Source organism: Stenotrophomonas rhizophila (genome assembly GCF_003651185.1).
Classification (GTDB): domain Bacteria; phylum Pseudomonadota; class Gammaproteobacteria; order Xanthomonadales; family Xanthomonadaceae; genus Stenotrophomonas; species Stenotrophomonas maltophilia_Z.
Window position 1 is genome coordinate 224,295 of the sequence record NZ_RCDC01000007.1, and the last position, 22,479, is coordinate 246,773.

At 67.1% G+C, this 22,479-nt stretch carries 13 protein-coding genes; 8 read left to right on the forward strand and 5 right to left on the reverse strand.

The window, feature by feature from the left end; all coding sequences use genetic code 11:
• Positions 1-12: 12 nt before the first annotated feature.
• Positions 13-888 carry a PhzF family phenazine biosynthesis protein gene (locus tag BCL79_RS17210; protein WP_121043230.1) on the reverse strand — a complete coding sequence of 292 codons (876 nt, stop codon included), beginning with the start codon at positions 886-888 and terminating at the stop codon, positions 13-15.
• Between the two features lie 150 nt (positions 889-1,038).
• Between BCL79_RS17210 and BCL79_RS17215 the strand changes: the two genes are divergently transcribed.
• From BCL79_RS17215 to murD, 3 genes are read left to right on the forward strand one after another with little or no spacing between them, the layout of a single operon-like run.
• The gene (locus BCL79_RS17215; RefSeq protein WP_121043232.1) at positions 1,039-3,642 is read left to right on the forward strand and encodes a bifunctional aspartate kinase/diaminopimelate decarboxylase; all 2,604 of its coding nucleotides are present in this window, start codon (positions 1,039-1,041) and stop codon (positions 3,640-3,642) included.
• Positions 3,643-3,675: 33 nt separating this feature from the next.
• The gene (gene murL / locus BCL79_RS17220) at positions 3,676-5,028 is read left to right on the forward strand and encodes a UDP-N-acetyl-alpha-D-muramoyl-L-alanyl-L-glutamate epimerase (protein ID WP_121043234.1); all 1,353 of its coding nucleotides are present in this window, start codon (positions 3,676-3,678) and stop codon (positions 5,026-5,028) included.
• Positions 5,009-6,418 carry a UDP-N-acetylmuramoyl-L-alanine--D-glutamate ligase gene (murD, locus tag BCL79_RS17225; protein ID WP_121043236.1) on the forward strand — a complete coding sequence of 470 codons (1,410 nt, stop codon included), beginning with the start codon at positions 5,009-5,011 and terminating at the stop codon, positions 6,416-6,418. Before murL ends, murD begins: the two co-directional genes overlap by 20 nt.
• Before the next feature lie 64 nt (positions 6,419-6,482).
• Here the strand turns inward: murD and BCL79_RS17230 are convergent, their stop codons facing one another.
• Complete coding sequence (locus BCL79_RS17230; RefSeq protein WP_121043238.1) at positions 6,483-7,079, reverse strand: SMI1/KNR4 family protein; 597 nt, start codon at positions 7,077-7,079, stop codon at positions 6,483-6,485.
• Positions 7,080-7,261: 182 nt separating this feature from the next.
• On the opposite strand from BCL79_RS17230, the gene BCL79_RS17235 reads away from it, so the two are divergent.
• The gene (locus tag BCL79_RS17235; RefSeq protein ID WP_121043240.1) at positions 7,262-8,062 is read left to right on the forward strand and encodes a dienelactone hydrolase family protein; all 801 of its coding nucleotides are present in this window, start codon (positions 7,262-7,264) and stop codon (positions 8,060-8,062) included.
• A 29-nt stretch (positions 8,063-8,091) separates the two neighbouring features.
• Here the strand turns inward: BCL79_RS17235 and BCL79_RS17240 are convergent, their stop codons facing one another.
• Positions 8,092-9,090 carry a polyprenyl synthetase family protein gene (locus BCL79_RS17240; RefSeq protein ID WP_121043242.1) on the reverse strand — a complete coding sequence of 333 codons (999 nt, stop codon included), beginning with the start codon at positions 9,088-9,090 and terminating at the stop codon, positions 8,092-8,094.
• Positions 9,091-9,393: 303 nt separating this feature from the next.
• Between BCL79_RS17240 and BCL79_RS17245 the strand changes: the two genes are divergently transcribed.
• The gene (locus BCL79_RS17245; protein ID WP_121043244.1) at positions 9,394-11,007 is read left to right on the forward strand and encodes an alpha-glucosidase; all 1,614 of its coding nucleotides are present in this window, start codon (positions 9,394-9,396) and stop codon (positions 11,005-11,007) included.
• Between the two features lie 641 nt (positions 11,008-11,648).
• On the opposite strand, the gene BCL79_RS17250 is transcribed toward BCL79_RS17245, so the two are convergent.
• Complete coding sequence (locus BCL79_RS17250; RefSeq protein WP_183073813.1) at positions 11,649-14,423, reverse strand: TonB-dependent receptor; 2,775 nt, start codon at positions 14,421-14,423, stop codon at positions 11,649-11,651.
• 335 nt (positions 14,424-14,758) lie between these two features.
• Positions 14,759-16,825 (reverse strand): glycoside hydrolase family 97 protein, encoded by a 2,067-nt coding sequence (locus BCL79_RS17255; protein WP_259462205.1) that lies wholly within the window; start codon positions 16,823-16,825, stop codon positions 14,759-14,761.
• Positions 16,826-17,059: 234 nt separating this feature from the next.
• Here BCL79_RS17255 and BCL79_RS17260 point away from each other — a divergent pair, with 234 nt between their 5' ends.
• Genes BCL79_RS17260 through BCL79_RS17270 form a run of 3 tightly spaced genes read left to right on the forward strand, consistent with a single transcriptional unit; the run spans position 17,060 to position 22,466 of the window.
• The gene (locus BCL79_RS17260) at positions 17,060-19,261 is read left to right on the forward strand and encodes a Six-hairpin glycosidase-like protein (protein ID WP_121043249.1); all 2,202 of its coding nucleotides are present in this window, start codon (positions 17,060-17,062) and stop codon (positions 19,259-19,261) included.
• On the forward strand, positions 19,258-20,745 hold the full coding sequence (locus BCL79_RS17265; RefSeq protein ID WP_121043251.1) for an MFS transporter: 1,488 nt from the start codon (positions 19,258-19,260) through the stop codon (positions 20,743-20,745). The genes BCL79_RS17260 and BCL79_RS17265 overlap by 4 nt, the downstream gene beginning before the upstream one ends.
• Positions 20,745-22,466 carry an alpha-amylase family glycosyl hydrolase gene (locus tag BCL79_RS17270; protein ID WP_121043253.1) on the forward strand — a complete coding sequence of 574 codons (1,722 nt, stop codon included), beginning with the start codon at positions 20,745-20,747 and terminating at the stop codon, positions 22,464-22,466. The genes BCL79_RS17265 and BCL79_RS17270 overlap by 1 nt, the downstream gene beginning before the upstream one ends.
• The last annotated feature ends 13 nt before the right edge of the window (positions 22,467-22,479 follow it).

The window sequence follows — 22,479 nt, forward strand, 5'->3', positions numbered from 1 at the left end:
CCGCCGCCGGGATCACCAGTCCAGCGTGCCGCGGATGACGGTCTGCACCTGGCCGCCGGACCAGACATCGCCATGGTCATCGATGCGCAGGGTCAGGCGCGCATCGTGGCCCACTTCACGGCCCTGGCTGACGACGTAGCCGTGCGCGGTGCCGGGCAGCGCATCGCGGCTGTCCAGCCACGCGGCCAGTACCGCATTGGCCGCACCGGAGGCGGCATCTTCAAAGCGACGGCCATTGCCGACGAACGCACGCACCGCCAGATCCCACGCCTGGCCCTGGCTGCGTGCATAGGCGAATACCCCCATGCTGTCGGTGGCCTCGGCCAAGGTGGCCACGGCATCCCAATCGGGGGTGAGCGCGCGCAGGGCGGCCTCGTCAGCGAGTTCCACCACCCACCAGCTGCGGCCACCGGCCATGCGCGCCGGCGGCAGATTGCCCAGCGGCCAGCCCGCCAGCGCGGCCTGCAGGCGCGGGTCGGCGGCAGTGGTCACTTCGGCCACCGCGGCGCGCGGGGTACGGATCGCGATGGTGCGGGCGTCACCGCTGCCATCCACCCGCAGCGGCAGGGCACCGGCGATGCCGTCCTGGACCAGCACGCCCTCGACCGGTGCGGCCACGCCCAGCTCCAGCACGGCATGCGCGGTGCCCACGCTGGGGTGGCCGGCGAACGGAACTTCCTTCTGCGGGCTGAACATCCGGATGCCGTAGCTCGCGCCCGGGGCGGTAGGCGGGAACACGAAGGTGGTCTCCGGCAGGCGGGTCCAGCGGGCGATGGCCTGCATCGCCGTCTCGTCCAGGCCCTGTGCATCGAGCACGACGGCCAGCGGGTTGCCGGCGCCGGGGTAGGGCGAGAACACATCCAGCTGCAGGAAACGACGGGAGGTCATGGCGGGGCGCTCAAGGAAAAACGGGCGGGCAGCTTACCAACCGGGGCCGCATTGCGGGCCCGGCCCCTGCAACGGGCAGGCTTGGCATAGAATCGGGGGTTCGGCCCGGCGTGCCGGGCGATCCCCCTCACTACCCAAACCTCCACCTCCATGTCAGCTTCCCCCCTTGTCGATCGCTGGATCGTACTGAAGTTCGGCGGCACCTCCGTGTCGCGTCGTCACCGCTGGGACACCATCGGCAAACTGGCGAAAAAACGGGCGGAAGAAACGGGCTCGCGCGTGCTGGTGGTGGTATCGGCGCTGTCCGGGGTGACCAACGAACTCACCGCGATCGCCGATGGCGCCGCCGACAGCCGCGACCGTGTCGCCGCGCTGGTCGCGCGCCACCGCGAATTCCTGACCGAGCTGGCGCTGGACGCCACCGCGCTGGACGTGCGTCTGGACGCGCTGGCCGGGCTGCTGGACGATCCGCGTGCCGCCGCTCGGCCGCTGGAGTGGCAGGCCGAGGTGCTGGGCCAGGGCGAACTGCTGTCCTCGACCGTCGGTGCGGCCTATCTGCGCGCCAGTGGCCTGGATTTCGGCTGGATGGATGCCCGTGAGTGGCTCGATGCACTGCCGCCGCAGCCCAGCCAGAGCGAGTGGTCGCAGCGGCTGTCGGTAAACTGCCAGTGGCGTGCCGAGGCCGATTGGGCCGCGCGTTTCCGCGCCCAGCCGACCCGCATGCTGATCACCCAGGGCTTCATCTCCCGCCATGCCGATGGGGGCACCGCCATCCTCGGTCGCGGCGGTTCGGATACCTCGGCGGCGTACTTCGGTGCGCTGCTCGGCGCCAGCCGCGTGGAGATCTGGACCGATGTGCCGGGCATGTTCAGCGCCAACCCGAAGGACGTGCCCGACGCGCGCCTGCTGACCCGCCTGGACTATTACGAAGCGCAGGAAATCGCGACGACCGGCGCCAAGGTGCTGCACCCGCGTTCGATCAAGCCGTGCCGCGATGCCGGCGTGCCGATGGCGATCCTGGATACCGAGCGCCCCGAGCTGCCGGGCACCAGCATCGATGGCAATGCCGCGGCGGTGCCGGGTGTGAAGGCGATCAGCCGCCGCAACGGCATCGTGCTGGTCTCGATGGAAGGCATCGGCATGTGGCAGCAGGTCGGCTTCCTGGCCGACGTGTTCGGGCTGTTCAAGAAGCACGGCCTCTCCGTGGACCTGATCGGTTCGGCCGAAACCAACGTGACCGTCTCGCTGGACCCGTCCGAAAACCTGGTCAGCACCGATGTGCTGGCCGCGCTGTCGGCCGACCTGTCGCAGATCTGCAAGGTCAAGATCATCGTGCCGTGCGCGGCGATCACCCTGGTCGGCCGCGGCATGCGCTCGATGCTGCACAAGCTCTCGGACGTGTGGGCCACCTTCGGCCGCGAACGCGTGCACATGATTTCGCAGTCGTCCAATGACTTGAACCTGACCTTCGTCATCGACGAGGCGGATGCGGACGGCCTGCTGCCGATCCTGCACGCCGAACTGATCGACAGCGGCGCGATGCCGGTGGAAGAGGGCGAAGTGTTCGGCCCGCGCTGGCGCGAAATCGCCGGCACCATCCGCCCGCGCGAAACCGCCTGGTGGCGGGGCCAGCGCGAGCACCTGCTGACGCTCGCCCAGGCCGGGACGCCGCGCTACGTCTACAACCTGCCAACGGTGCGGGCGCGTGCGCGCGCGCTGAACGCGATCAAGGCGATCGACCAGCGTTACTACGCGATCAAGGCCAACTCGCACCCGGCTATCCTGGAAGTGCTGGAGCAGGAAGGCTTCGGCCTGGAGTGCGTGTCGCACGGCGAGCTCAAGCATGTGTTCAACACCCTGCCGACGCTGTCGCCCAAGCGCGTGCTGTTCACCCCCAGCTTCGCGCCGCATGCTGAGTACGATGCCGCGTTCGCGCTGGGCGTGACCGTTACCCTGGACAACGTGGAAGCGCTGCAGCGCTGGCCGGAACTGTTCAGCAACCGCGAGCTGTGGCTGCGCGTGGATCTGGGCCGTGGCGAAGGCCACCATGCCAAGGTCCGCACCGGCGGCAAGGACTCCAAGTTCGGCCTGCCGATCGCCCGCGTGGGTGAATTTGTCCGCATTGCCGGCGAGCTGGGCACCCGCGTGGTCGGCCTGCATGCGCACCTGGGCAGCGGCGTGGAAACCGCGCAGCACTGGCGCCTGATGTGCGATGAACTGGCCGGGTTCGCCCGCCGCATCGGCAGCATCGAGACCATCGATATCGGCGGTGGCCTGCCGATCCCGTACAGCGCCGACGACGAGCCGTTCGATCTGGAGGCCTGGGCGATCGGCCTGGCCGAAGTGAAGGCCGTGCACCCGGCATTCCGCTTGGCGATCGAGCCGGGTCGCTACCTGGTGGCCGAGTCCGGCGTGCTGCTGGCGCGGGCCACCCAGGTGGTGGAGAAGGATGGCATCCGCCGCGTCGGTCTGGATGCGGGCATGAACACGCTGATGCGTCCGGCCCTATACGACGCCTGGCATGACATCGAGAACCTCAGCCGCCTGAGTGGCTACTCCGAAGCGATGTTCGATGTGGTCGGCCCGATCTGCGAATCCAGCGATGTGTTCGGCAAGCGCCGCCGCCTGCCGGCCTCGACCGCGCCGGACGATGTGATGCTGATCGCCGATGCCGGCGCGTATGGCTACGTCATGGCCAACACCTACAACCAGCGCGAGCTGCCGCGCGAGGACGTCATCGATGATGGCCCTTGACCGCTGCCTGTCGCCTTCCAAACCGGATACACCATGACTGCTTTTGATAAACACCAGGTTGCCGTTTTCCGCTTCGTCCGCTGCGACTTCGCCGCGGACACCGGTGTGGCGCAGCTGGTCTATGCCTTCGATGACGGCCCGGAGCTGATCGAGACGGTGACCATCCCGGGCGCGCCGTTCGTGCTCGACGGTGACCGCGCCGAGGCGGTGCAGCGCGCCCTGCGCCTGCTGCACCTGATGGCCGGGGTGAGCTACTACAAGGCCGGCGTGCCCGAGCAGGTGCGCATCGACAGCTACACCATTGACGCGGCCACCGCGGCGCTGGTCGAGACGGTGTACCTCAACGGCCTGGGCGAATTCGCCTACCGCAATGGCCTGAACCTGCGTGGCCGCTTCCGCCTGCCGGTCGAGGGCGACGCCTTCGCCGCACCGGCGCTGGGCCTGCGCGAACACGCGCTGGTCGCCATCGGCGGCGGCAAGGATTCGCTGGTCAGCATTGAAGCGCTGCGCAGCCTGGGTATCGCCGAAACGGTCACGTGGATTGGCGGTTCGCAGCTGATCCGTGCCTGCGCCGAGCGCACCGGCCTGCCGATCCTCAACATCGGCCGCACGCTGGCCCCGGAGCTGTTCGAGCTCAACCGCCAGGGCGCCTGGAACGGCCATATCCCGGTCACCGCGGTGAACTCGGCGATCCTGGTGCTGGCCGCAGTGCTGCAGGGCGTGGACCAGGTGGTGTTCTCCAACGAGCGCTCGGCCAGCTATGGCAGCCAGATTCCGGGCACCGGCGAGGTCAATCACCAGTGGTCGAAGGGCTGGGCGTTCGAACAGGCCTTCGGTGAGCATCTGGAACGCCACGTCGCCGCGGACCTGCACTATTACTCGCTGCTGCGCCCGCTCTCGGAGCTGGCGGTGGCGCGTCAGTTCGCCAAGAGCGATGTCTACGACGCGCATTTCTCCAGCTGCAACCGCAATTTCCACATCCTGGGCGAGCGACCGGTGAACCGCTGGTGCGGCGTCTGCCCGAAGTGCCACTTCGTGTTCCTGGCGCTGGCCCCGTTCATGCCCAAGATGCGCCTGGTCGGCATCTTCGGCCGCAACCTGCTCGACGATATCGAGCAGGCCCCGGGCTTTGATGCGCTGCTGGAGTTCCAGGACCACAAGCCGTTCGAGTGCGTGGGCGAAGGCCGCGAATCGCGCGCTGCGATGGCGACCCTGGCCGCGCGCCCGGAATGGAATGAAGACGCGCTGGTGAAGCGCTTCGTCCACGAGATCCGCCCGCAGCTGGATGCCACTGAACTGCAGATCGAACCGCTGCTGGCACTGGAAGGCCAGCACCGCATTCCGCCGGCGATCTGGGAGCGTCTGCGTGCGAATTTCGCAGCTTGAAGGCAAGCGCGTTGCGTTGTGGGGCTGGGGACGTGAGGGGCGCGCCGCGTTCCGCGTCCTGCAGCAGCGGTTGCCGTCGCTGCCGCTGACGTTGTTCTGCCCGGAGGCCGAGGCCGCCGGTGCGCGTGAGGAAACCCAGGGGGCGCTGACGGTTCGTTCGGATGTCACCGGCCTGGCGCTGGCCGCCTTCGAGGTGGTGATCAAATCGCCGGGTATCAGCCCGTATGGCGAGGCAGCCCTGCACGCCACCGCGCAGGGCACGCAGTTCATCGGCGGTACCTCGCTGTGGTTCGCCGAGCACGCCGCTGCCGACGGCATCGTGCACGACACCGTGTGCGTGACCGGTACCAAGGGCAAGAGCACCACCACCGCGCTGCTGGCACATCTGCTGCGTGCTTCGGGCGCGCGCACCGGGCTGATCGGCAACATCGGCCTGCCGCTGCTGGAAGTGCTGGCCCCGCAGCCGGTGCCGCAGTACTGGGCAGTGGAACTGTCCAGCTACCAGACCGGCGAGGTCGCGCGCAGTGGCGCGCACCCGCAGGTCGCCATCGTGCTGAACCTGTTCCCCGAGCACCTGGATTGGCACGGCAGCGAAGCACGCTACATCGACGACAAGCTGCAGCTGGTCACCGGGGCCGCGCCGCGGAGCGCGGTGCTCAACGCGGCCGACCCGCACCTGGCGGGGTTGTCGTTGCCGGAGAGCGAGGTCATCTGGTTCAACCAGCCGTTGGGCTGGCACATGCGCGGCGATGTCGTGCATCGCGGCGAGCAGGCCGTGTTCGACACCTCACACACGCCGCTGCCCGGCCGACACAACCGCGGCAACCTGTGCGCGGTGCTGGCGGCGATCGAGGCGCTGGGCCTGGACGCGGTGGCACTGGCCCCGGCGGTGCAGGACTTCCGCCCGCTCCCCAACCGCCTGCAGACCATCGGTACGCGCGAGGGGATCACCTTCGTCAACGATTCGATCAGCACCACGCCGCACGCAAGTCTGGCGGCGCTGGAGTGCTTCGCCGATCGCCGCATCGCGCTGCTGGTGGGCGGGCATGATCGTGGCCTGGACTGGCACGACTTCGTCGCGCACATGGCGCACGACGTGCCGCCGGTGGAGATCGTCACGATGGGCGCCAACGGCCCGCGCATCCACGCGCTGCTGCAGCCGCTGGCCGGTGCAGGCCGTTTCGGTCTGCATGCCGCCGCCGATCTGCCCGAGGCCATGCGGCTGGCGCAGTCCGCGCTCGGCGGGCAGGGCGGGGTGGTGCTGTTGTCGCCGGGTGCGCCGAGCTACGGCGTGTACCGCGACTACGTCGCCCGTGGCCGCCACTTCGCCGAACTGGCCGGCTTTGATCCGGACCAGATCACCGCGATTCCGGGCATCGGGATCGCCTGATCTGCTCTACCCTGGGGCGACGCGGGATACGTCATCCACCCTGGTTACGCCGGTGATGCAGGCATCAGGCTTCTTCTTCATCGATGAACGCGTAGTCCCCGTCGATGAGCTGCTGCAGATAAACATCGAAGCTCGGCGCGATCACCCGGTAGCTGTCCGGGTCGTGCAGGTAGCGCACCACCTGGCCGGCCGTGCCGCCCGGTGCGGGATCGAAATCCAGATACAGCACCGAGGTGCCACCGTTGTTCATGCAGTGCGAGAAGCACAGGCGCTTGCCCATCGGCAGATCCGCGTCAATGCCCTCGCCAAGAATCTCGGGGTCTTCCTCCAGCCACTCCTCGTAGATCGAGCGGATGCTGTCATCCCACTGCGCGCTGTCCTCGAATACCTGCGCTACCGAGCGCAGGTAGTAGGGGTAGTGCCCCTCCTCGACATCCGAGCCCAGCATCAGTACCACCGCCTCGCCACCCGGGTAGGTGCGGAAATGCGTGCCATCGACCCGCGTCAGCAGCGCAACCAGGCTCTCGGGCACCTGCGGCCAGCGCTCGCGCAGGCGCGCCAGATCGGCCGCGCTGGCGCCCTCGACCCAGGCCCACATCCGCGCATCGTCTTCGGGCAGGCGCGGCACCAGGCCGGAAAGGAAGCGGTCGACAAGGCTCATGAGCTGTTCCATGCACAGGGGCCGGCCAGCCTGCCATAACAGGGACGGAGGTAGTTAATTCAGATGAGGTCGGGCGTGGCCGGCCTGTCAGATCACGGGGTTGCACGTCGCGCCGGCGCGTCTACACGGTCCCGTCAGCCGACCGTCATACACTCGGGGCTCTTTCTGTCGGGAGCAGGCGCATGAACACGCAATGGCGGTGGGGTGCAGCGGTACTGTTGGGCATGACGGCGCTGCCCGCGCTGGCGGCGATGCAGGCCAAGCCGGTGGAGTGGACCCAGGATGGCACCACCTTCAGCGGGGTGCTGGTCTATGACGACAGTGACAACGACAAACGCCCGGGCCTGGTGATGGTGCCCAACTGGAAGGGCGTCAACGAGTCGGCCATCGCCAAGGCCAAGCAGCTGGCCGGCGATGACTACGTGGTGCTGGTGGCCGATGTGTACGGCAAGGGCGTGCGCCCGAAGACCGACGCCGAGGCGGGTCCGGTGGCGACCAAGCTGCGCAATGACCGTCCCGTGCTGCGGGCGCGTGCGCTCAAGGCGATCGAGGTGCTGAAGGCGCAGGCCGGCAAGGCACCGCTGGATGCCAGCCGGATCGGCGCGGTCGGGTTCTGCTTCGGCGGCACCACGGTGCTGGAGCTGGCGCGCGCTGGCGCACCGCTGGCCGGTGTGGTCAGCCTGCACGGTGGGCTGGGCTCGCCGCTGCCGGCCAAGGCCGGTGGAACCCATCCCTCCGTGCTGGTGCTCAATGGCGCCGACGACAAGAGCGTGAGCAAGGACGACATCGCCAGCTTCGAGCAGGAAATGAATGCTGCGAAGGTGGACTGGGAGTTCACCAACTACAGCGGCGCGGTGCACTGCTTTGCCGAGTCGGATGCGAACAGTCCGCCGGGGTGCCAGTACAACGAACGCGCGGCCAAGCGCGCGTGGAAGGCGCTGGACGAGTTCTTCGAGGAGCGGTTCGAGACGACACGCCGGTAGGTGCCGACCGTTGGTCGGCACGCCTCCGGTCAATGCGAGCGCTGCACCGCGTAACGGGCCAGCCCGCGAAGAGCGGCCACGGCATCGTTGTCGGCCAGGCCGTCGAGCGCACGCTCGGCGGCATCGGCGTACTCTTCGGCGCGGGCGCGGCTGTAGTCCAGCCCGCCGGTAGCGTGGATGGCCGCCAGCACCTCGGGCATCGCCTCGGCGTCACCGTTCTGCACGATCTCGCGCAGGCGCTCGCGGGTGGTGGCATCGGAATGCGCCATCGCGTGGATCAGCGGCAGGGTGGCCTTGCCCTCGGCAAGGTCGTCGCCCAGGTTCTTGCCCAGCTCCTCGGCATTGGCCGAGTAGTCCAGCACGTCGTCGGCGATCTGGAAGGCGTAGCCCAACGCCATGCCGTAGTCGTACAGCGCCTGCTGGGTGGCTTCGTCCACGCCGCTGGCCAGCGCGCCCAGACGGGTGCCGGCGGCGAACAGCACCGCGGTCTTGCGCTCGATCACGCGCAGATAGGCCGCTTCGTCCGTATCCGGGTTGTGGACATGCAGCAGCTGCAGCACCTCACCCTCGGCGATCCGGTTGGTCGTATCGGCGAGGATCCGCATGACCGGCATGCGGTCCAGTTCGACCATCAGCTGGAAGCTGCGCGAGTACAGGAAATCCCCGACCAGGACGCTGGGAGCATTGCCCCACAGCGCATTGGCGGTGCTGCGGCCGCGGCGCAGGCTGGATTCGTCCACCACGTCGTCATGCAGCAGCGTCGAGGTGTGGATGAACTCGATGATTGCCGCCAGCTGATGGTGTTCCGGGCCGGCCTGGCCGACCGCGTGGCCGGCCAGCATCACCAGCATCGGGCGCAGGCGCTTGCCGCCGGCCGAGATGATGTGGTCGGCGATCTGGTTGATCAGCACGACATCCGAGGACAGTCGGCGACGAATCAGCGCATCGACGGCGTCCATGTCGGGCGCGGCGAGCGTCTGGATCTGGGGCAGGCCCAGCGCGGGGCGGGTGTCTTCGGTGATGGTCATGCGGTCTGACTTTCAGGCTTGGGCGGAATTATAGGCGGTGCGGTCGTATTCCGCCCGCGAAGACGCGCCGGTGGTCCGGTCAAGGCGCGGGGCAGGGCGCCGGATCGTGCCGACCTTGGCCGCCGGCCCCTGCCACATGCCGGGCGCGCCGCGGCCTGACCGGGCGCCCGGAACGCCCCGCGCACCGCGATCCGGCGTGAATACGTATGCAGGCGACCCCACCGCTGGAGGCGCCCCGCTAAGCTTGTCGGGTTCGTTTCTGGCCCCCTCGCGGGTGCCGTGGAAGCCCGAAGGGGGGCCCCAATGTCGCAGTCTCCATGGTGGCGCGGTGCCGTCATCTATCAGATCTACCCGCGCAGTTTCCTGGACGCCAACGGGGATGGCGTGGGCGACCTGCCCGGCATCATCGAGCGCCTGGACTATGTCGCCGCGCTCGGCGTCGACGCGATCTGGGTCTCGCCGTTCTTCAAATCACCGATGGCCGACTTCGGCTATGACATCGCCGACCACCGCGACGTCGACCCGTTGTTCGGCACACTCGCCGATTTCGACGAGTTGCTGGCCAAGGCGCATGCGCTGGGCCTGAAGGTGATGATCGACCAGGTGTTCAGCCATACCTCGATCGACCATGCCTGGTTCCAGGAGAGCCGGCAGGACCGCACCAATCCCAAGGCGGACTGGTACGTGTGGGCCGATCCACGCGAGGACGGCACCCCGCCCAACAACTGGATGTCGATCTTCGGGGGCGTGGCCTGGCAGTGGGAGCCGCGGCGTGAGCAGTATTTCCTGCACAACTTCCTGGCCGACCAGCCCGACCTGAACTTCCATAACCCGGCAGTGCAGCAGGCCACGTTGGACTACGTGCGGTTCTGGCTCGACCGTGGCGTGGATGGCTTCCGCCTGGATTCGATCAATTTCTGTTTCCACGACGCACAGCTGCGTGACAACCCGGCCAAGCCGCTGGAAAAACGCCTCGGCCGTGGCTTCAGCGCGGACAATCCGTACGCCTACCAGTACCACTATTACAACAACACGCAGCCGGAGAACATCGGCTTCATCGAGCAGCTGCGCGTGCTGTTGGACGCGTACCCGGGATCGGTCAGCCTGGGTGAAATTTCCGCGGAAGATTCGCTGGCGACTACGGCCGAATACACCGCGCTGGGCCGCCTGCACATGGGCTACAGCTTCGAACTGCTGGTGAAGGATTTCAGCGCCGGTTACATCCGCGACACCGTGTCGCGGCTGGAAGCGACGATGACCGAAGGCTGGCCGTGCTGGGCGATCTCCAACCACGATGTGGAGCGCGCGGTAACGCGCTGGGGCGGTCATCCGGCACAGCCGCGCCTGGCGCGCATGCTGGTGGCCATGCTGTGTTCGCTGCGCGGTTCGATCTGCCTGTACCAGGGCGAGGAACTGGGACTGGGCGAGGCGGACGTGCCGTTCGAGGCGCTGCAGGATCCTTACGGCATTACGTTCTGGCCGAACTTCAAGGGCCGCGACGGTTGCCGTACGCCGATGCCGTGGCTGGATGCACCGAAGGCGGGCTTCACGACGGGTGAGCCGTGGCTGCCGATTCCGGCGGAGCATCAGGCTGCGTCGGTGGAGACGCAGGAACAGGATCCGCATTCGGTGTTGAATGCGTTCCGTCGGTTCCTGGCATGGCGGCGGACGATGCCGGCACTGTTGGTGGGCGACATCCGTTTTCTTGCGTGCGCTGAGCCGGTGCTGATGTTCGAGCGGGTGCACGGGGAGGAGACGTTGCTGTTGGCGTTCAATCTGTCGGCCGAGACTGCTCGGGTTGCGCTGCCGGTGGGTGATTGGCAGACGATGCATGTGCCTGGTCCGGACGTGGGCGAGGTTGTTGGTAATGAGCTGGTGTTGCCGGCGCAGTCGATGTATTGCGCGCGACGCGGCTGATCGGTGTTCCGGTGGTATTGAGAGGGCGGGGCCAGGTGCCTCGCCCTTTTTTTGTCTTGCGTTCGTGCGTTGGGGTACAGCCACAGCCACAGCCACAGCCACAGCCACAGCCACAGCCACAGCCACAGCCACAGCCACAGCACTCGGGGCTGTAAACGTGCTGGTTTGGGCGGGCAGGGGTGGGTCAGCGGGACCCGCTGCAAGTACGTCCATGTAAGCTCGTATGCCGCCATCCATGGCGGCATACGGTCCCGCCAACCCACCCCTGCCCACCCTTTGACAGGGTGTCGGTGTGCAATGGAAAAGCGGCGCTTGCTTGATGGCTCAGTCAACCTGCCCAGACTTCGCGGTGATCGAAACGCAAAACTGACACGGCGGTAGACGCCTTGCTGTGCCATGGCCACCAACCCACTGTCGAAGGGCGGGGGTGTGTGGGTTGGCGGGACCGTTGTGCCGCATGGATGCGGCTCACGAGCCCCCATGGATGGGTTTACGGCGCGCCCCGCGAATCCACACACCCCCGACCAGCCCACGGACAGCCGGCGCTGACGCTCTTCAGAGTCAGAGAGAAGCCAACAAAAAACCCGCTGCACAAGCAGCGGGTTCCCGATGTCGCCACTAAGTGGCTGACAAGAGCAACATCAGAACTTGTAGTTCACGCCCAGCATGTACGTGCGGCCCCACTCCACGTACTCCAGCGGACGATCCTTCGTGCCAGCGTAGGTGCGATACGGCTCGTTGGTCAGATTGCTTCCCTGCAGCAACAGCGTCAGCCCATGCAGACTGCTGCTGTCGGCGAACGTATAACTGACCTGCGCATCCGTCACGTTCTCACCGACCACATAGCGCAGCGTCCGGTTGCCGTTGAAGTTGCCGATCTCACCGATGAAATCCGAACGACGGCGCTGGCTCACGCGGGCCTCGAACCCACTGCGCTCGTAGTACGCGGTGAAGTTGTACACGCGTTCGGACAGGCCCGGCAGGCTGATCGGATCGCTGCCCACGCTGGAGGCGCTTTCCGGATCCAGGATCTTGATGTCACTGTCGTTGAACGTCGCACTGGCCTGCACGCCGAAGCCACGAAGGCTCTCCGTCAGCATCTCCAGCGGGAACGAGGCGGTCAGCTCCAGGCCCTTCAGCTTGCCACCCTGGCCGTTCTGCGGGGCCGAGAACGTGCCGGTCGGCAGGACCGGGACGATCATGCCCGGCGGCGGTACGTAGCTGGCCAGCAGGTCGCTGAAGTCGTAGTCGTCGCGCGACTGCGTGTAGACGTAGGACTTGAGATCCTTGAAGAACACCGCGGCGGCCACGTAGGCCTTTTCGCCGAAGTACTTTTCGTACGAGAGGTCGATCGCGTTGGCGCGCCACGGATCCAGCAGCGGGTTGCCACCGCTGCCACCGGGCTTGCCGGTGGCGGTGTCCACGCCGAACTCCAGGCCGGCCCGCATCTGGTCCACGCGCGGGCGTGCCACCTGCTTGGCCACGGCGAAGCGCAGCGTCTGCTGGTGCGGGAACATGAAGGCCAGGTTCAAGCTCGGCAGCCAATCGGTGTAGGTCTTGCCGTCATCGATCGGCAGGATGTTCTGGCCATCGGGACGCGAGCGGTCGAAGTAGTTGGACTGCGAGCTCTGGTCGGTGCGCACCATCTGCACGCCGATGTTGCCGCGCAGGCCTACCTCACCGAGGTCGGTGTTGATGTTGGCGCGGATCCACGCGGTGCTGGTCTTTTCCTGCACCGTCCAGGCCTTGGGAATCAGGTAGTCCAGGTTGGTGACCGGGTTGAAGACCATGTAGCGGTCCACCGCAGCCGGCACGTTCCAGGCCGGGATGTAGCCGATACCGGCGAAGCCCAGATTGACCGGTGCGTACTGCAGGTCACCGGCGATGTTGGCATCGCCCTGGTCGCCAAGCAGGATGTTGCCCTCGGCCTGGGTCTTGTCCTTGCGGCGGTCGGCGTAGTTCACGCCCACGTCCACATCGGAGAACCACGGCAGCGAGTCGGGCATCGCGAAGGTGGCCTGCAGGCGGGCGCCCTTCAGGCGGGCGCCCTTCAGGCGGTCTTCGACCATCGGCACCTTGCCGTAGCCGGAGCCGTAGATGGTGTTGGTCAGGAACAGCGCGTCCGGGTTGGAATAGTCCAGGCCCGGGCTGATCTGCGAGAACCCGTCCGGCTTGACCACCACCCCGACCGAATCCAGCTGCGGCATCGGGGTGAGCTGCAGGTTGTTCTCCAGGTTCAGTTCGTTGCGCGTGGCCTTGGAGTAGTTCACATCCGCGACGACCTTGACGCGTTCGAAGTTGAACTCGTTGTTCCAGCCGAACGCGTCGATCTTGTCCTTGCGCTTGTTGTACATGCCGCGCACCAGCGGATACACGCCGGTCGCCACGCCGCCGGCGAAGGTGCCATCGGCGTTGACCTGCGGGTTGGTGATCAGCAGGCCCGGGGTGTAACCGCCGTTGTAGTTGCTGAGGTTGACCTCGAACTGGTTGGCAGTATCGATCTGCTCGGCTTCGGTGTGGAACGCATCCAGGGTGCTGGTCCACACGTTCGACGGGCGGAACTGCACGGTGGCCATCACGCCGTCGCGCTCGTTGTTGCCGGTGCGGCGCAGCGCCTTGATGCCGTCGGAGAACACCGTGCCCGGGGCCAGGCCGGGGCGATTGCCTAGGTCGGTCTGCTCGGTGGTCCACGGTTCGTACAGGCCGACCTGGTTTTCCTGGATGGGCATGTCGCTGTGCGCGTAGCCGATCGAGATGCCCAGCGTGTTGTCGAGGAACTGGTCGATGTAGCTGGCGCTGAAGCGGTTGCCGTACGGGTCGACGTTGGCGGCCTTGCCCAGCGAGCTCTTCTGGTAGCGGCCGCTGATGGCGATCACGCGCTCGGCGAAGCTCAGCGGGCGCACGGTCTGCATGTCGATGGTGCCCGACAGGCCCTGGCCGACCAGCGCTGCATCCGGGGTCTTGTACACGGTCACGCCGTTGACCAGTTCCGAGGGGTACTGATCGAACTCGACGCTGCGGTTGTCACCGGTGCTGACCACTTCGCGCCCGTTGAGCAGGGTGGTGGCGAAGTCCGGCGACAGACCGCGCACGCTGATCACCTGGGCGCGGCCGGCCACACGCTGGGCGGCCAGACCGGGCAGGCGGCCCAGCGATTCGGCGATGCTCACGTCGGGCAGTTTGCCGATGTCCTCGGCCGAAATCGCTTCGACCACCGAGGTGGCGTCCTGCTTGATCGCGATCGCGTTCTCGATGCCGCGGCGGATGCCGGTGACCTGGACGGTGTCCAGATTGGTTGCCGCCGTGCCGGTCGGTGTGGTGGTGGTACTGGGTTCGGCGGTCTGTGCCGACGCCATCAACGGCGTCAGGGCGACGGCCAGCGCGAGACTCAGCGCGCTGCGCTTGCGGTTCAACATTTTCCCCTCCCAGGCAATGTTGCCAATCGATTTTTTGGTTGCCCGGAGGACCCCGGGAGCGTCATGGCGCGGTGGCCGTTGACTGCGTGGCTATGGTAGGCAGCGCATCGGCTGCGGGAATCACCCTGCATACGTATTCAATGACGTTTGCAGCGTTGGAAGCGATTACAGGCGCGTTATCGCAGTCGCGCTGCTGCGCCACGTTCTGCCATGCAACCGTCGATGGTAGTGCCGGCCGCTGCCCGGCATCCCCGGGATGCCATGCAGATGCAGGAGCCGGCCAGCGGCCGGCACTACACGTCATGGGGCGATGTCGAGGCCACCTCTGATCAGGTCTACAGCGGCGTAAAACGGATCGCCTGGCCGCCACCGGGCGCAAGCACCAGCGCCAGCGCGTCGGCGCTGGTGACCTCGCGGGTTTCGCGCACGAAGGCGAAGGGATTGCTGCGGAAATCGGCGCCGTCGCCATCGCGGTAGATCTCCGCGCGGTAGCGCACACCCGGCTCCAGGAAGCCCAGCGAAACGGGCAGCACGCGGCCGTGTTCGTCGGTGATGCTGCCCAGGAACCAGTCGCGGCTGTGGCGGTCCTTGCGCACGATGGTCACGTAGTCGCCCACCTCGCCGTCGAGCACGCGGGTGTCGTCCCAGTCCACCGCGACGTCTTCGATGAAGCGGAAGGCCTCACGGTGCTGCTCATAGTGCTCGGGCAGGTCGGCGGCCATCTGGATCGGGCTGTAGAGCGTCACGTACAGTGCGAGCTGGCGAGCCAGCGTGCTGGGGATCGCCTGACCGCCGCGGCCCTTCAGGCTCAGGATGCCGGGGGTGTAATCCAGCGGCCCGGACAGCATGCGGGTGAACACCAGGTTGACCTCGTGCTCGGGTGGGTTCGGCGGCTGGCCCCAGGCGTTGTATTCCATGCCACGCGCGCCTTCCCGGCTGATCCAGTTCGGGTAGGTGCGGCGCAGGCCGGTGTCCTTGATCGGCTCGTGCGGATTCACCGAGATATGCCGCTTGGCTGCTTCCTGCACCACCTTGAGGTGATGGCGGGCCATGAACTGGCCGTCGTGCCACTCGCGCCACAGCGGGCCACCGGCCGGGTTGCGGCGGTCGACCTGGCCGTCGTCGCAGACGTAGCCGCTCTTGAACGAATCCACGCCCAGCCGCGCATACAGATCCAGCGCCGCGCCGAGCTGATCTTCGTAGTGTTCGATCGCGCAGCCGGTTTCATGGTGGCCGATCAGGTGCACGCCCTTCTTCGCGCCGTAAGCCGACAGGGCCTCGATATCGAAGTCCGCGGTGGGCCGGGTGAAATCGAAGGCGTAGCCATTGCCGACCCAGTCACCGTTCCAGCCCGGATTCCAGCCTTCCACCAGTACGCCGCGGAAACCATGCCGGGCGGCGAAGTCGATCACGCGCTTGGTCTTGGCCGTGGTCGCGGCGTGCCGTGGGCCGGTGGCCCAGCTCTCCTCATCCAGGTGCATCGACCACCACACGCCCAGGTACTTGGAGGGCTTCACCCAGCTGACGTCGCCCAGCACGTTGGGCTCGTTGAGGTTGAGGATCAGGCTGGACTCAACCAGTCCGCCGGCGGTGTCGCTGATCTGCAGGGTGCGCCACGGGGTATTGAAGGGCAGGCTGCGCCGCACTTTCCAGCCTTCCGCCGAGGGCGACAGCTGCGCGCGCAGGCGCTGGCCCTCGGTGCGGCGCAGCCACATGCCGGCGTAGTCCACCAGCGCCGCTTCGTGGATGGCGACATGCAGGCCATCGCGGCTGCGCAGCGTCATCGGCGTATGTGCCAGCGGCACCTGGTCCAGCGGCGTGCGCTGGTAGAGATATTCGTAGTGAATCGGCTCACCGGCCGGAATCCACCAGGCGGTGGAGGTCGGTGCGATCGCGAACTCGGTCAGCTCATCGTCGATGATCGCCTCGCGCATACCCGGCTGCTCGGGGAAGTGGTAGCGGAAGCCCAGGCCGTCGTCATAGACCCGGAACACCAGATCGATGCGACGCTTGGCGCCACTGCGTTCGGCCAGCTGCACGACCACTTCGTTGAAGTGGTTGCGGGTAAGCCGGCGCTCGCCCCACGGCTGTTCCCAGGTTTCATCGACGCTGCGCGACTGCTGGCCAAGCACGGCAAGATCACGGTCCAGACGGCCATCGCGCAGCTGGAAGCCGAGCTTGGAGGTGTCCACCACGGCCTCGCCGAACCGTTCAACCCGGTAGCTGGGGTTCCCGCCGTCCAGTTGCAGTGACACGCGCAGCACCTTGCCGGGCGAGTCGACGCTGGCCACGGTGACCGGCTCGGCAAAGGCGGTGGCGCTGAATGCGCAGAAGATCCAGCCCAGCAGGGGCAGGCGACGACGTGCGTGATGCCCGTCCGTTGGATGCGACAGTGACGGCATTTCCCCTCCCAAGGCGGCCGAAAACACCCTCCGGACTATAGCGACGCGGTCGCGATTGCCGACCGCCCTGGCCATGAATACGTATGCAGCTCGATGCAGGCTGCGGCGTGCCGTCTACCATGGGCCCAAGGCACCCTGGGAGGGGGCCGCGAGCGCATTGCCGCGAGGCGGTGCGGACCTACAACGCGAGCAAAGGGGAGGGAGGCAACAGGCGTGAGCCGGTTCGCCACTTCGATGCTGAAGATGATCTGCCTGACCGTTGCCCTCGGGGCGGCGATGGGGTCCACCGCACGTGCGGCCGACCTGGACTTCGACGGCTGCCATACGCGCGCCGAGACCGCCGCCGAAGGTGGCTACCGTCTGCACGCGCCGCAGGGCGAGGTGCGCGTCAGTGCGCAGCCGATGCGCAGCGAAACCGGCAGTGTGCTGTTCGATGCGCTGTTCGGGTTGGCCCAGCAGGAGATGGAGGCCGACCGCGTCGATGCGATCCGCGACCCCGCCTTCAATCACGGCAAGCCGGTTCCTTGTGCCTGCTTCCAGACCGGCGAACGCTGGCCCTACGTGTGGACCCGTGATGTGAGCTTCGCCGCCGATCTGGCGCTGTCGCGTCTGGATCCCGTACGCACGCGCCAGTCGCTGCAGTTCAAACTGTCCACCGCACGCGATGGGCATACGCCCGGCCTGTTCGTCGCCCAAGACACCGGCTCCGGCGGCAGCTGGCCGATCAGCAGCGACCGCGTGGTGTGGTTCCTGGCCGCAGGTGGGCTGCTGGATGACGCGGCATTTGCCGACCAGGTCTGGCAGGCACTGCAGGCCACTCTGGCGCAGGATCGCGAGGCGGTGTTCGATGCGCGGGTCGGGCTGTATCGCGGTGAGACCTCGTTCCTGGATTGGCGCGAGCAGACCTACCCGGACTGGACCCGCGAGGATGTGCGCTTCATCGGCGAGTCCTTCGCGCTGTCCACCAACGTGCTGCATTACCAGGCGCTGCGACTGGCCGAGCAGCTGGCACGCCAGCACGGCGACGCGCGCGCCACCACCTACGGCCAATGGGCCGATGCGCTGGCCCGCCAGGTCGACACACGCTTCTGGCGCGAGGATGCCGGTCAGTACATGAGCTACATCGGCGAGGCGGCGCACCCGGTGCCGTACGCCAAGTACGACCTGCTCGCGCTCTCGCTGGGCGTGCTGGCCGATGTGTTCCCGGCCGATCGCGCACGCCGCGCGCTGGCGAACTACCCGGCCGTGGCCGGTGGCAGCCCGGTCGTCTGGCCGCAGGAAGCGCAGCAGCCGATCTACCACAACCGCGGCATCTGGCCCTTCGTCAGCGCGTACTCGCTGCGGGCAGCCCGCCGGTTGGATGATGCCCCGCGCATCGCCATGGAGATCGAGTCGCTGATGCGCGGCACCGCGCTGGCCGGCTCCAACATGGAGAACTACGAGATGCGCACGCTGGCGGTGCATGTCGATGAAGGCGTGCTCAGCGGCCCGGTGGTCAATTCGCCGCGGCAGCTGTGGTCGGTGGCCGGGTACCTCTCGATGGTGCTGGAAGGGGTGTTCGGCGTGGAAGACGATGGCCGCATCGCGCCGAAGCTGCCGGTGTCGCTGGTGCCGACGCTGTTCGGTGAGCAAGACCGCATCCGCCTGGACGACGGCAAGCAGCATTACGTGCTGGTGCGACCGAAGCAGCTTGCCGGCGAGCTGCTGGTGGCGGGTGACATCCAGCGCGATGGCAGCATCACCACGGTGCAGCTGGTGCCGTTGCATGCCACGGGCGCGACGCCATCACCAGCGATCCTGCGTCCCTCGGCGGTGTTCGCCCCGGCCACCCCCGCTGCCCCGGTGCCGCGTGAAACGACGGCAGGCTGGCAGATCACGGTGCCCGCCGGGCACGTGCTGTGGCGCGACGGCCAGACGCTGACGCCCACACGGGGTGTCGCCACGATTGCCAGGGACGGTGCCAGTCACTGCCTGAGCCTGACCCGCCGGGAGGGCACTCTGGAATCGCTGCACAGCCCGATGACCTGCATCGGCCCGCAGCAGGTGCTGGCCGGCGACAGGCACTGGCAGTGGACCGCACCGACCGCCGGCCGCTGGCGTGCACGCCTGCGCTACGACAACCCGAACGGCCCGATCAACACCGGTGTGACCGCAGCGGTGAAGGCGCTGGTGCTGCAATGCGAGGGTCAACCGGAGCAGCGCCGCCCCATCGTGATGCCGCACAGCGTGGGCGAACAGGACTCCACGGCGGTTGAATTCGAGCTACCGGCACGCGCCTGCCGCATCACGTTGGACGAGGGCTTCAACATGAGCGCGTTGACCCACTTCGCGCAGTACAACGGCGGCAAGGGCGGCAGTGAGGGCGTGCTCAATCAAGCCCGCGTGTCCGCGCTGACCCTGATGCCGGTCGCGGCCTCGACGGAGCCGCGCCGATGAGCCGGTCGCCCAAACCAACGCTGTCGTTCTGGCAGATCTGGAACATGTGCTTCGGCTTCCTCGGCATCCAGTTCGGCTTCGCCCTGCAGAACGCCAATGCCAGCCGCATCTTCGAGACGCTCGGCGCGCCGATGGATGCGGTGCCTGGGCTGTGGATCGCCGCGCCATTGACCGGCCTGCTGGTGCAGCCGGTGATCGGCTACCTGTCCGACCGCACCTGGACGCGCTGGGGCCGCCGCCGCCCGTTCTTCATGATCGGTGCGGTGCTGACCACGCTCGCCCTGCTGGTGATGCCGAACTCGCCGACGCTGTGGATCGCCGCGGGTACGCTGTGGGTACTGGATGCCTCGATCAACGTATCGATGGAGCCGTTCCGCGCGTTCGTCGGCGATCAGCTGGCTCCACGGCAACGGCCGACCGGCTTTGCGATGCAGAGCTTCTTCATCGGCATCGGTGCGATCGTCGCCAGCTTCCTGCCTTTCATCCTGGCCCAGTTCGGCGTGGCCAACACAGCGGCCGCGGGGCAGGTGCCCGATACCGTGCGCTACGCGTTCTACTTCGGGGCCGCGGTACTGCTCGCGGCGATCACCTGGACGGTGGTCAGCACCCGGGAATACTCACCGGCCGAGCTGGCCAGCTTCGATGATGCCGAGCCGTCCGCGGTGCACCAGAGTGCGCGCGTGGCCGGACCGCCGCCGTGGGCGCAGATCGGCGGCTGGGTGGCGGTGGGCATCGTGTTGGCCGCCGCCATCGCGGCGCGGCAGGGTGACCGCATGCTGTATGTGCTGGCTGGCCTGTGCATCGCCTATGGCGTACTGCTGGGGGTGGCGCGCTGTGTGCCCGGGGCGAACATGCTGGCCACCATCGTCGACGACCTGCGTGCGATGCCGCGCACCATGCGTCGCTTGGCCTGGGTGCAGTTCTTCTCGTGGTTCGCGCTGTTCGCGATGTGGATCTACACCACTGCCGCCGTCGCCGGCACCCATTTTGGCTCCACCGATACTGCGTCGGCCGCCTACAACGAGGGGGCCAACTGGGTCGGCGTGCTGTTCGGTGCCTACAACGGCTTCGCGGCGCTGGCCGCATTGCTGATCCCGGTGATGGTGCGCGCACTGGGCCTGCGCTGGAGCCACTTGGTCAATCTGTGGCTGGGCGGCCTGGGACTGATCTCGATGCTGTTCATCCGTGATCCGCACTGGCTGCTGCTGTCCATGGTCGGCGTTGGCTTCGCCTGGGCCTCGATCCTGTCGCTGCCGTATGCGCTGCTGTCGGACAGCGTGCCGGCGGCCAAGATGGGCATCTACATGGGCCTGTTCAATTTCTTCATCGTGATCCCGCAGCTGGTCGCGGCCAGTGCGCTCGGCTTCCTGCTGCGCACCTGGCTGGGCGGCGATCCGATGCACGTGCTCGCCCTCGGGGGCGGCAGCCTGCTGCTGGCCGGTCTATGCGTGCTGTATGTGCCATCCCAACAGGAGGTTGTCTGATGTTCCGGTATTCGTCGTTGTCGCTGGCCCTGTCATTCGCGCTGTCCGCCAGTCCCGCCCTGGCCATCGAACGCCCGGACTATGTCGGCACGCGTGAGCCGTTCGCCAGCCAGGCGGTCTACTTCGTGGTTACCGACCGCTTCGTCAACGGCGATCCGTCCAACGATCACCGCGATCAGGGCGGCGCGCATCCCACCTTCGATATCCCGGTGCCCTGCCCGGACAAGGTGGATGGCAACATCGGCTACCTCGGCGGTGACTTCAAGGGCGTGCTCGACAACGCCGCGTACATCCGCAATCTGGGCTTCGGCGCGGTGTGGATCACCCCGATCATCGACAACCCGGACCAGGCCTTCACCGGCAGCAAGCCGATCAGCTGCACCAGCACGCTGACCGACCGCGGCAAGACCGGCTATCACGGCTACTGGGGCGTCAACTTCTATACGCTCGACGAGCATCTACCGAGCAGGGACCTGGACTTCGCCGCGTTCACCCGCGGCCTGCATGCCGCTGACCTGAAGGTAGTGCTGGATATCGTCGGCAACCATGGCTCGCCCGCGTGGACGATGCCGGTGGCGCAGCCGCAGTTCGGCCAGATATTCGACAAGGACGGCACGTTGATCGCCGATCACCAGAACCTGCCCCCGCAGCAGTTGGATCCGGTCCATAACCCGCTGCATGCCTTCTACAACAGCATCGGCCCTGTCGACGGGAAGAACGGCTCGATCTTCGATGGCAACCTGGCCGAGCTGTCCGACTTCAACGAGCACAACCCGGCGGTGATGGACTACCTGGTGGGCGCCTACCTGCAGTGGACGGCGCAGGGTGTGGATGCGCTGCGCATCGACACCATCGGCTGGCTGCCGCACCCGTGGTGGCATGCCTTCGTCAACCGCATCCGTGCCGAGCATCCCGGCATGTTCATGTTCGGCGAAGCGTTTGACTACGACGCCAGCAAGATCGCCGAGCACACCTGGCCGGCCAACGCGAATGTCAGCGTGCTGGACTTTCCGCTGCGTGGCGCACTGTCGTCCGTGTTCGGCAAAGAACAGAAAGGCTTTGAAATCCTGGCAGAGCCGCTGCACCTGCTCGATGGGCCGTATGCGAATCCGTACGAGCTGATGAGCTTCTACGACAACCACGATATGGCCCGGCTGGACGCGAACGATGCCGGGTTCATCGACGCCCACAACTGGCTGTTCACCGCACGCGGCATTCCGGTGATCTATTACGGCTCGGAAACCGGCTTCATGCGCAGCCGCGCCGAGCATGCCGGCAACCGCGCCTACTTCGGCCAGGCGCGCGTCGACGACGCGCCGAACAGCCCGATCTACGCGCCGCTGCAGCGCATCGCCAAACTGCGTGAGGCCACACCCGCCCTGCAGCGCGGTCTGCAGGTCAACGAGCGGCTGCAGGGCGATGAAGCGGCGTTCTTCCGCGTGCTGCAGCAAGGCGATACCGCCCAGACCGCGCTGGTGCTGCTCAACAAGGGCGACACCGCCCGCACCCTTGAGGTGCGCCGCTATCTGCAGGCCGGGACTTGGCGCGACGCGCTGGACGGCGCCAACCAGACGGTCAAGGGATCACTGAAGGCCGAGGTGCCTGCGCATGGCGTGCGCGTATTCGTGCTGGATGCCCAGGTCGAACAGGCCGCGCTGCAGGCCCGGTTGAAGGCGGCGGTCGACGATCAGCAGGCACGCACCAAGCGCCTGGCGAAGTAGCCAGATGATGCCC

Excerpts from the sequence above, each read along its gene's own strand:
- BCL79_RS17240 (WP_121043242.1), bottom strand. The coding sequence starts at position 9,090 with ATGACCATCACCGAAGACACCCGCCCCGCGCTGGGCCTGCCCCAGATC.
- murL (WP_121043234.1), top strand. The coding sequence starts at position 3,676 with ATGACTGCTTTTGATAAACACCAGGTTGCCGTTTTCCGCTTCGTCCGC.
- BCL79_RS17235 (WP_121043240.1), top strand. The coding sequence starts at position 7,262 with ATGAACACGCAATGGCGGTGGGGTGCAGCGGTACTGTTGGGCATGACG.
- BCL79_RS17245 (WP_121043244.1), top strand. The coding sequence starts at position 9,394 with ATGTCGCAGTCTCCATGGTGGCGCGGTGCCGTCATCTATCAGATCTAC.
- BCL79_RS17250 (WP_183073813.1), bottom strand. The coding sequence starts at position 14,423 with ATGTTGAACCGCAAGCGCAGCGCGCTGAGTCTCGCGCTGGCCGTCGCC.
- BCL79_RS17210 (WP_121043230.1), bottom strand. The coding sequence starts at position 888 with ATGACCTCCCGTCGTTTCCTGCAGCTGGATGTGTTCTCGCCCTACCCC.
- BCL79_RS17255 (WP_259462205.1), bottom strand. The coding sequence starts at position 16,825 with ATGCCGTCACTGTCGCATCCAACGGACGGGCATCACGCACGTCGTCGC.
- BCL79_RS17265 (WP_121043251.1), top strand. The coding sequence starts at position 19,258 with ATGAGCCGGTCGCCCAAACCAACGCTGTCGTTCTGGCAGATCTGGAAC.
- BCL79_RS17260 (WP_121043249.1), top strand. The coding sequence starts at position 17,060 with ATGCTGAAGATGATCTGCCTGACCGTTGCCCTCGGGGCGGCGATGGGG.
- BCL79_RS17270 (WP_121043253.1), top strand. The coding sequence starts at position 20,745 with ATGTTCCGGTATTCGTCGTTGTCGCTGGCCCTGTCATTCGCGCTGTCC.
- BCL79_RS17215 (WP_121043232.1), top strand. The coding sequence starts at position 1,039 with ATGTCAGCTTCCCCCCTTGTCGATCGCTGGATCGTACTGAAGTTCGGC.
- BCL79_RS17230 (WP_121043238.1), bottom strand. The coding sequence starts at position 7,079 with ATGAGCCTTGTCGACCGCTTCCTTTCCGGCCTGGTGCCGCGCCTGCCC.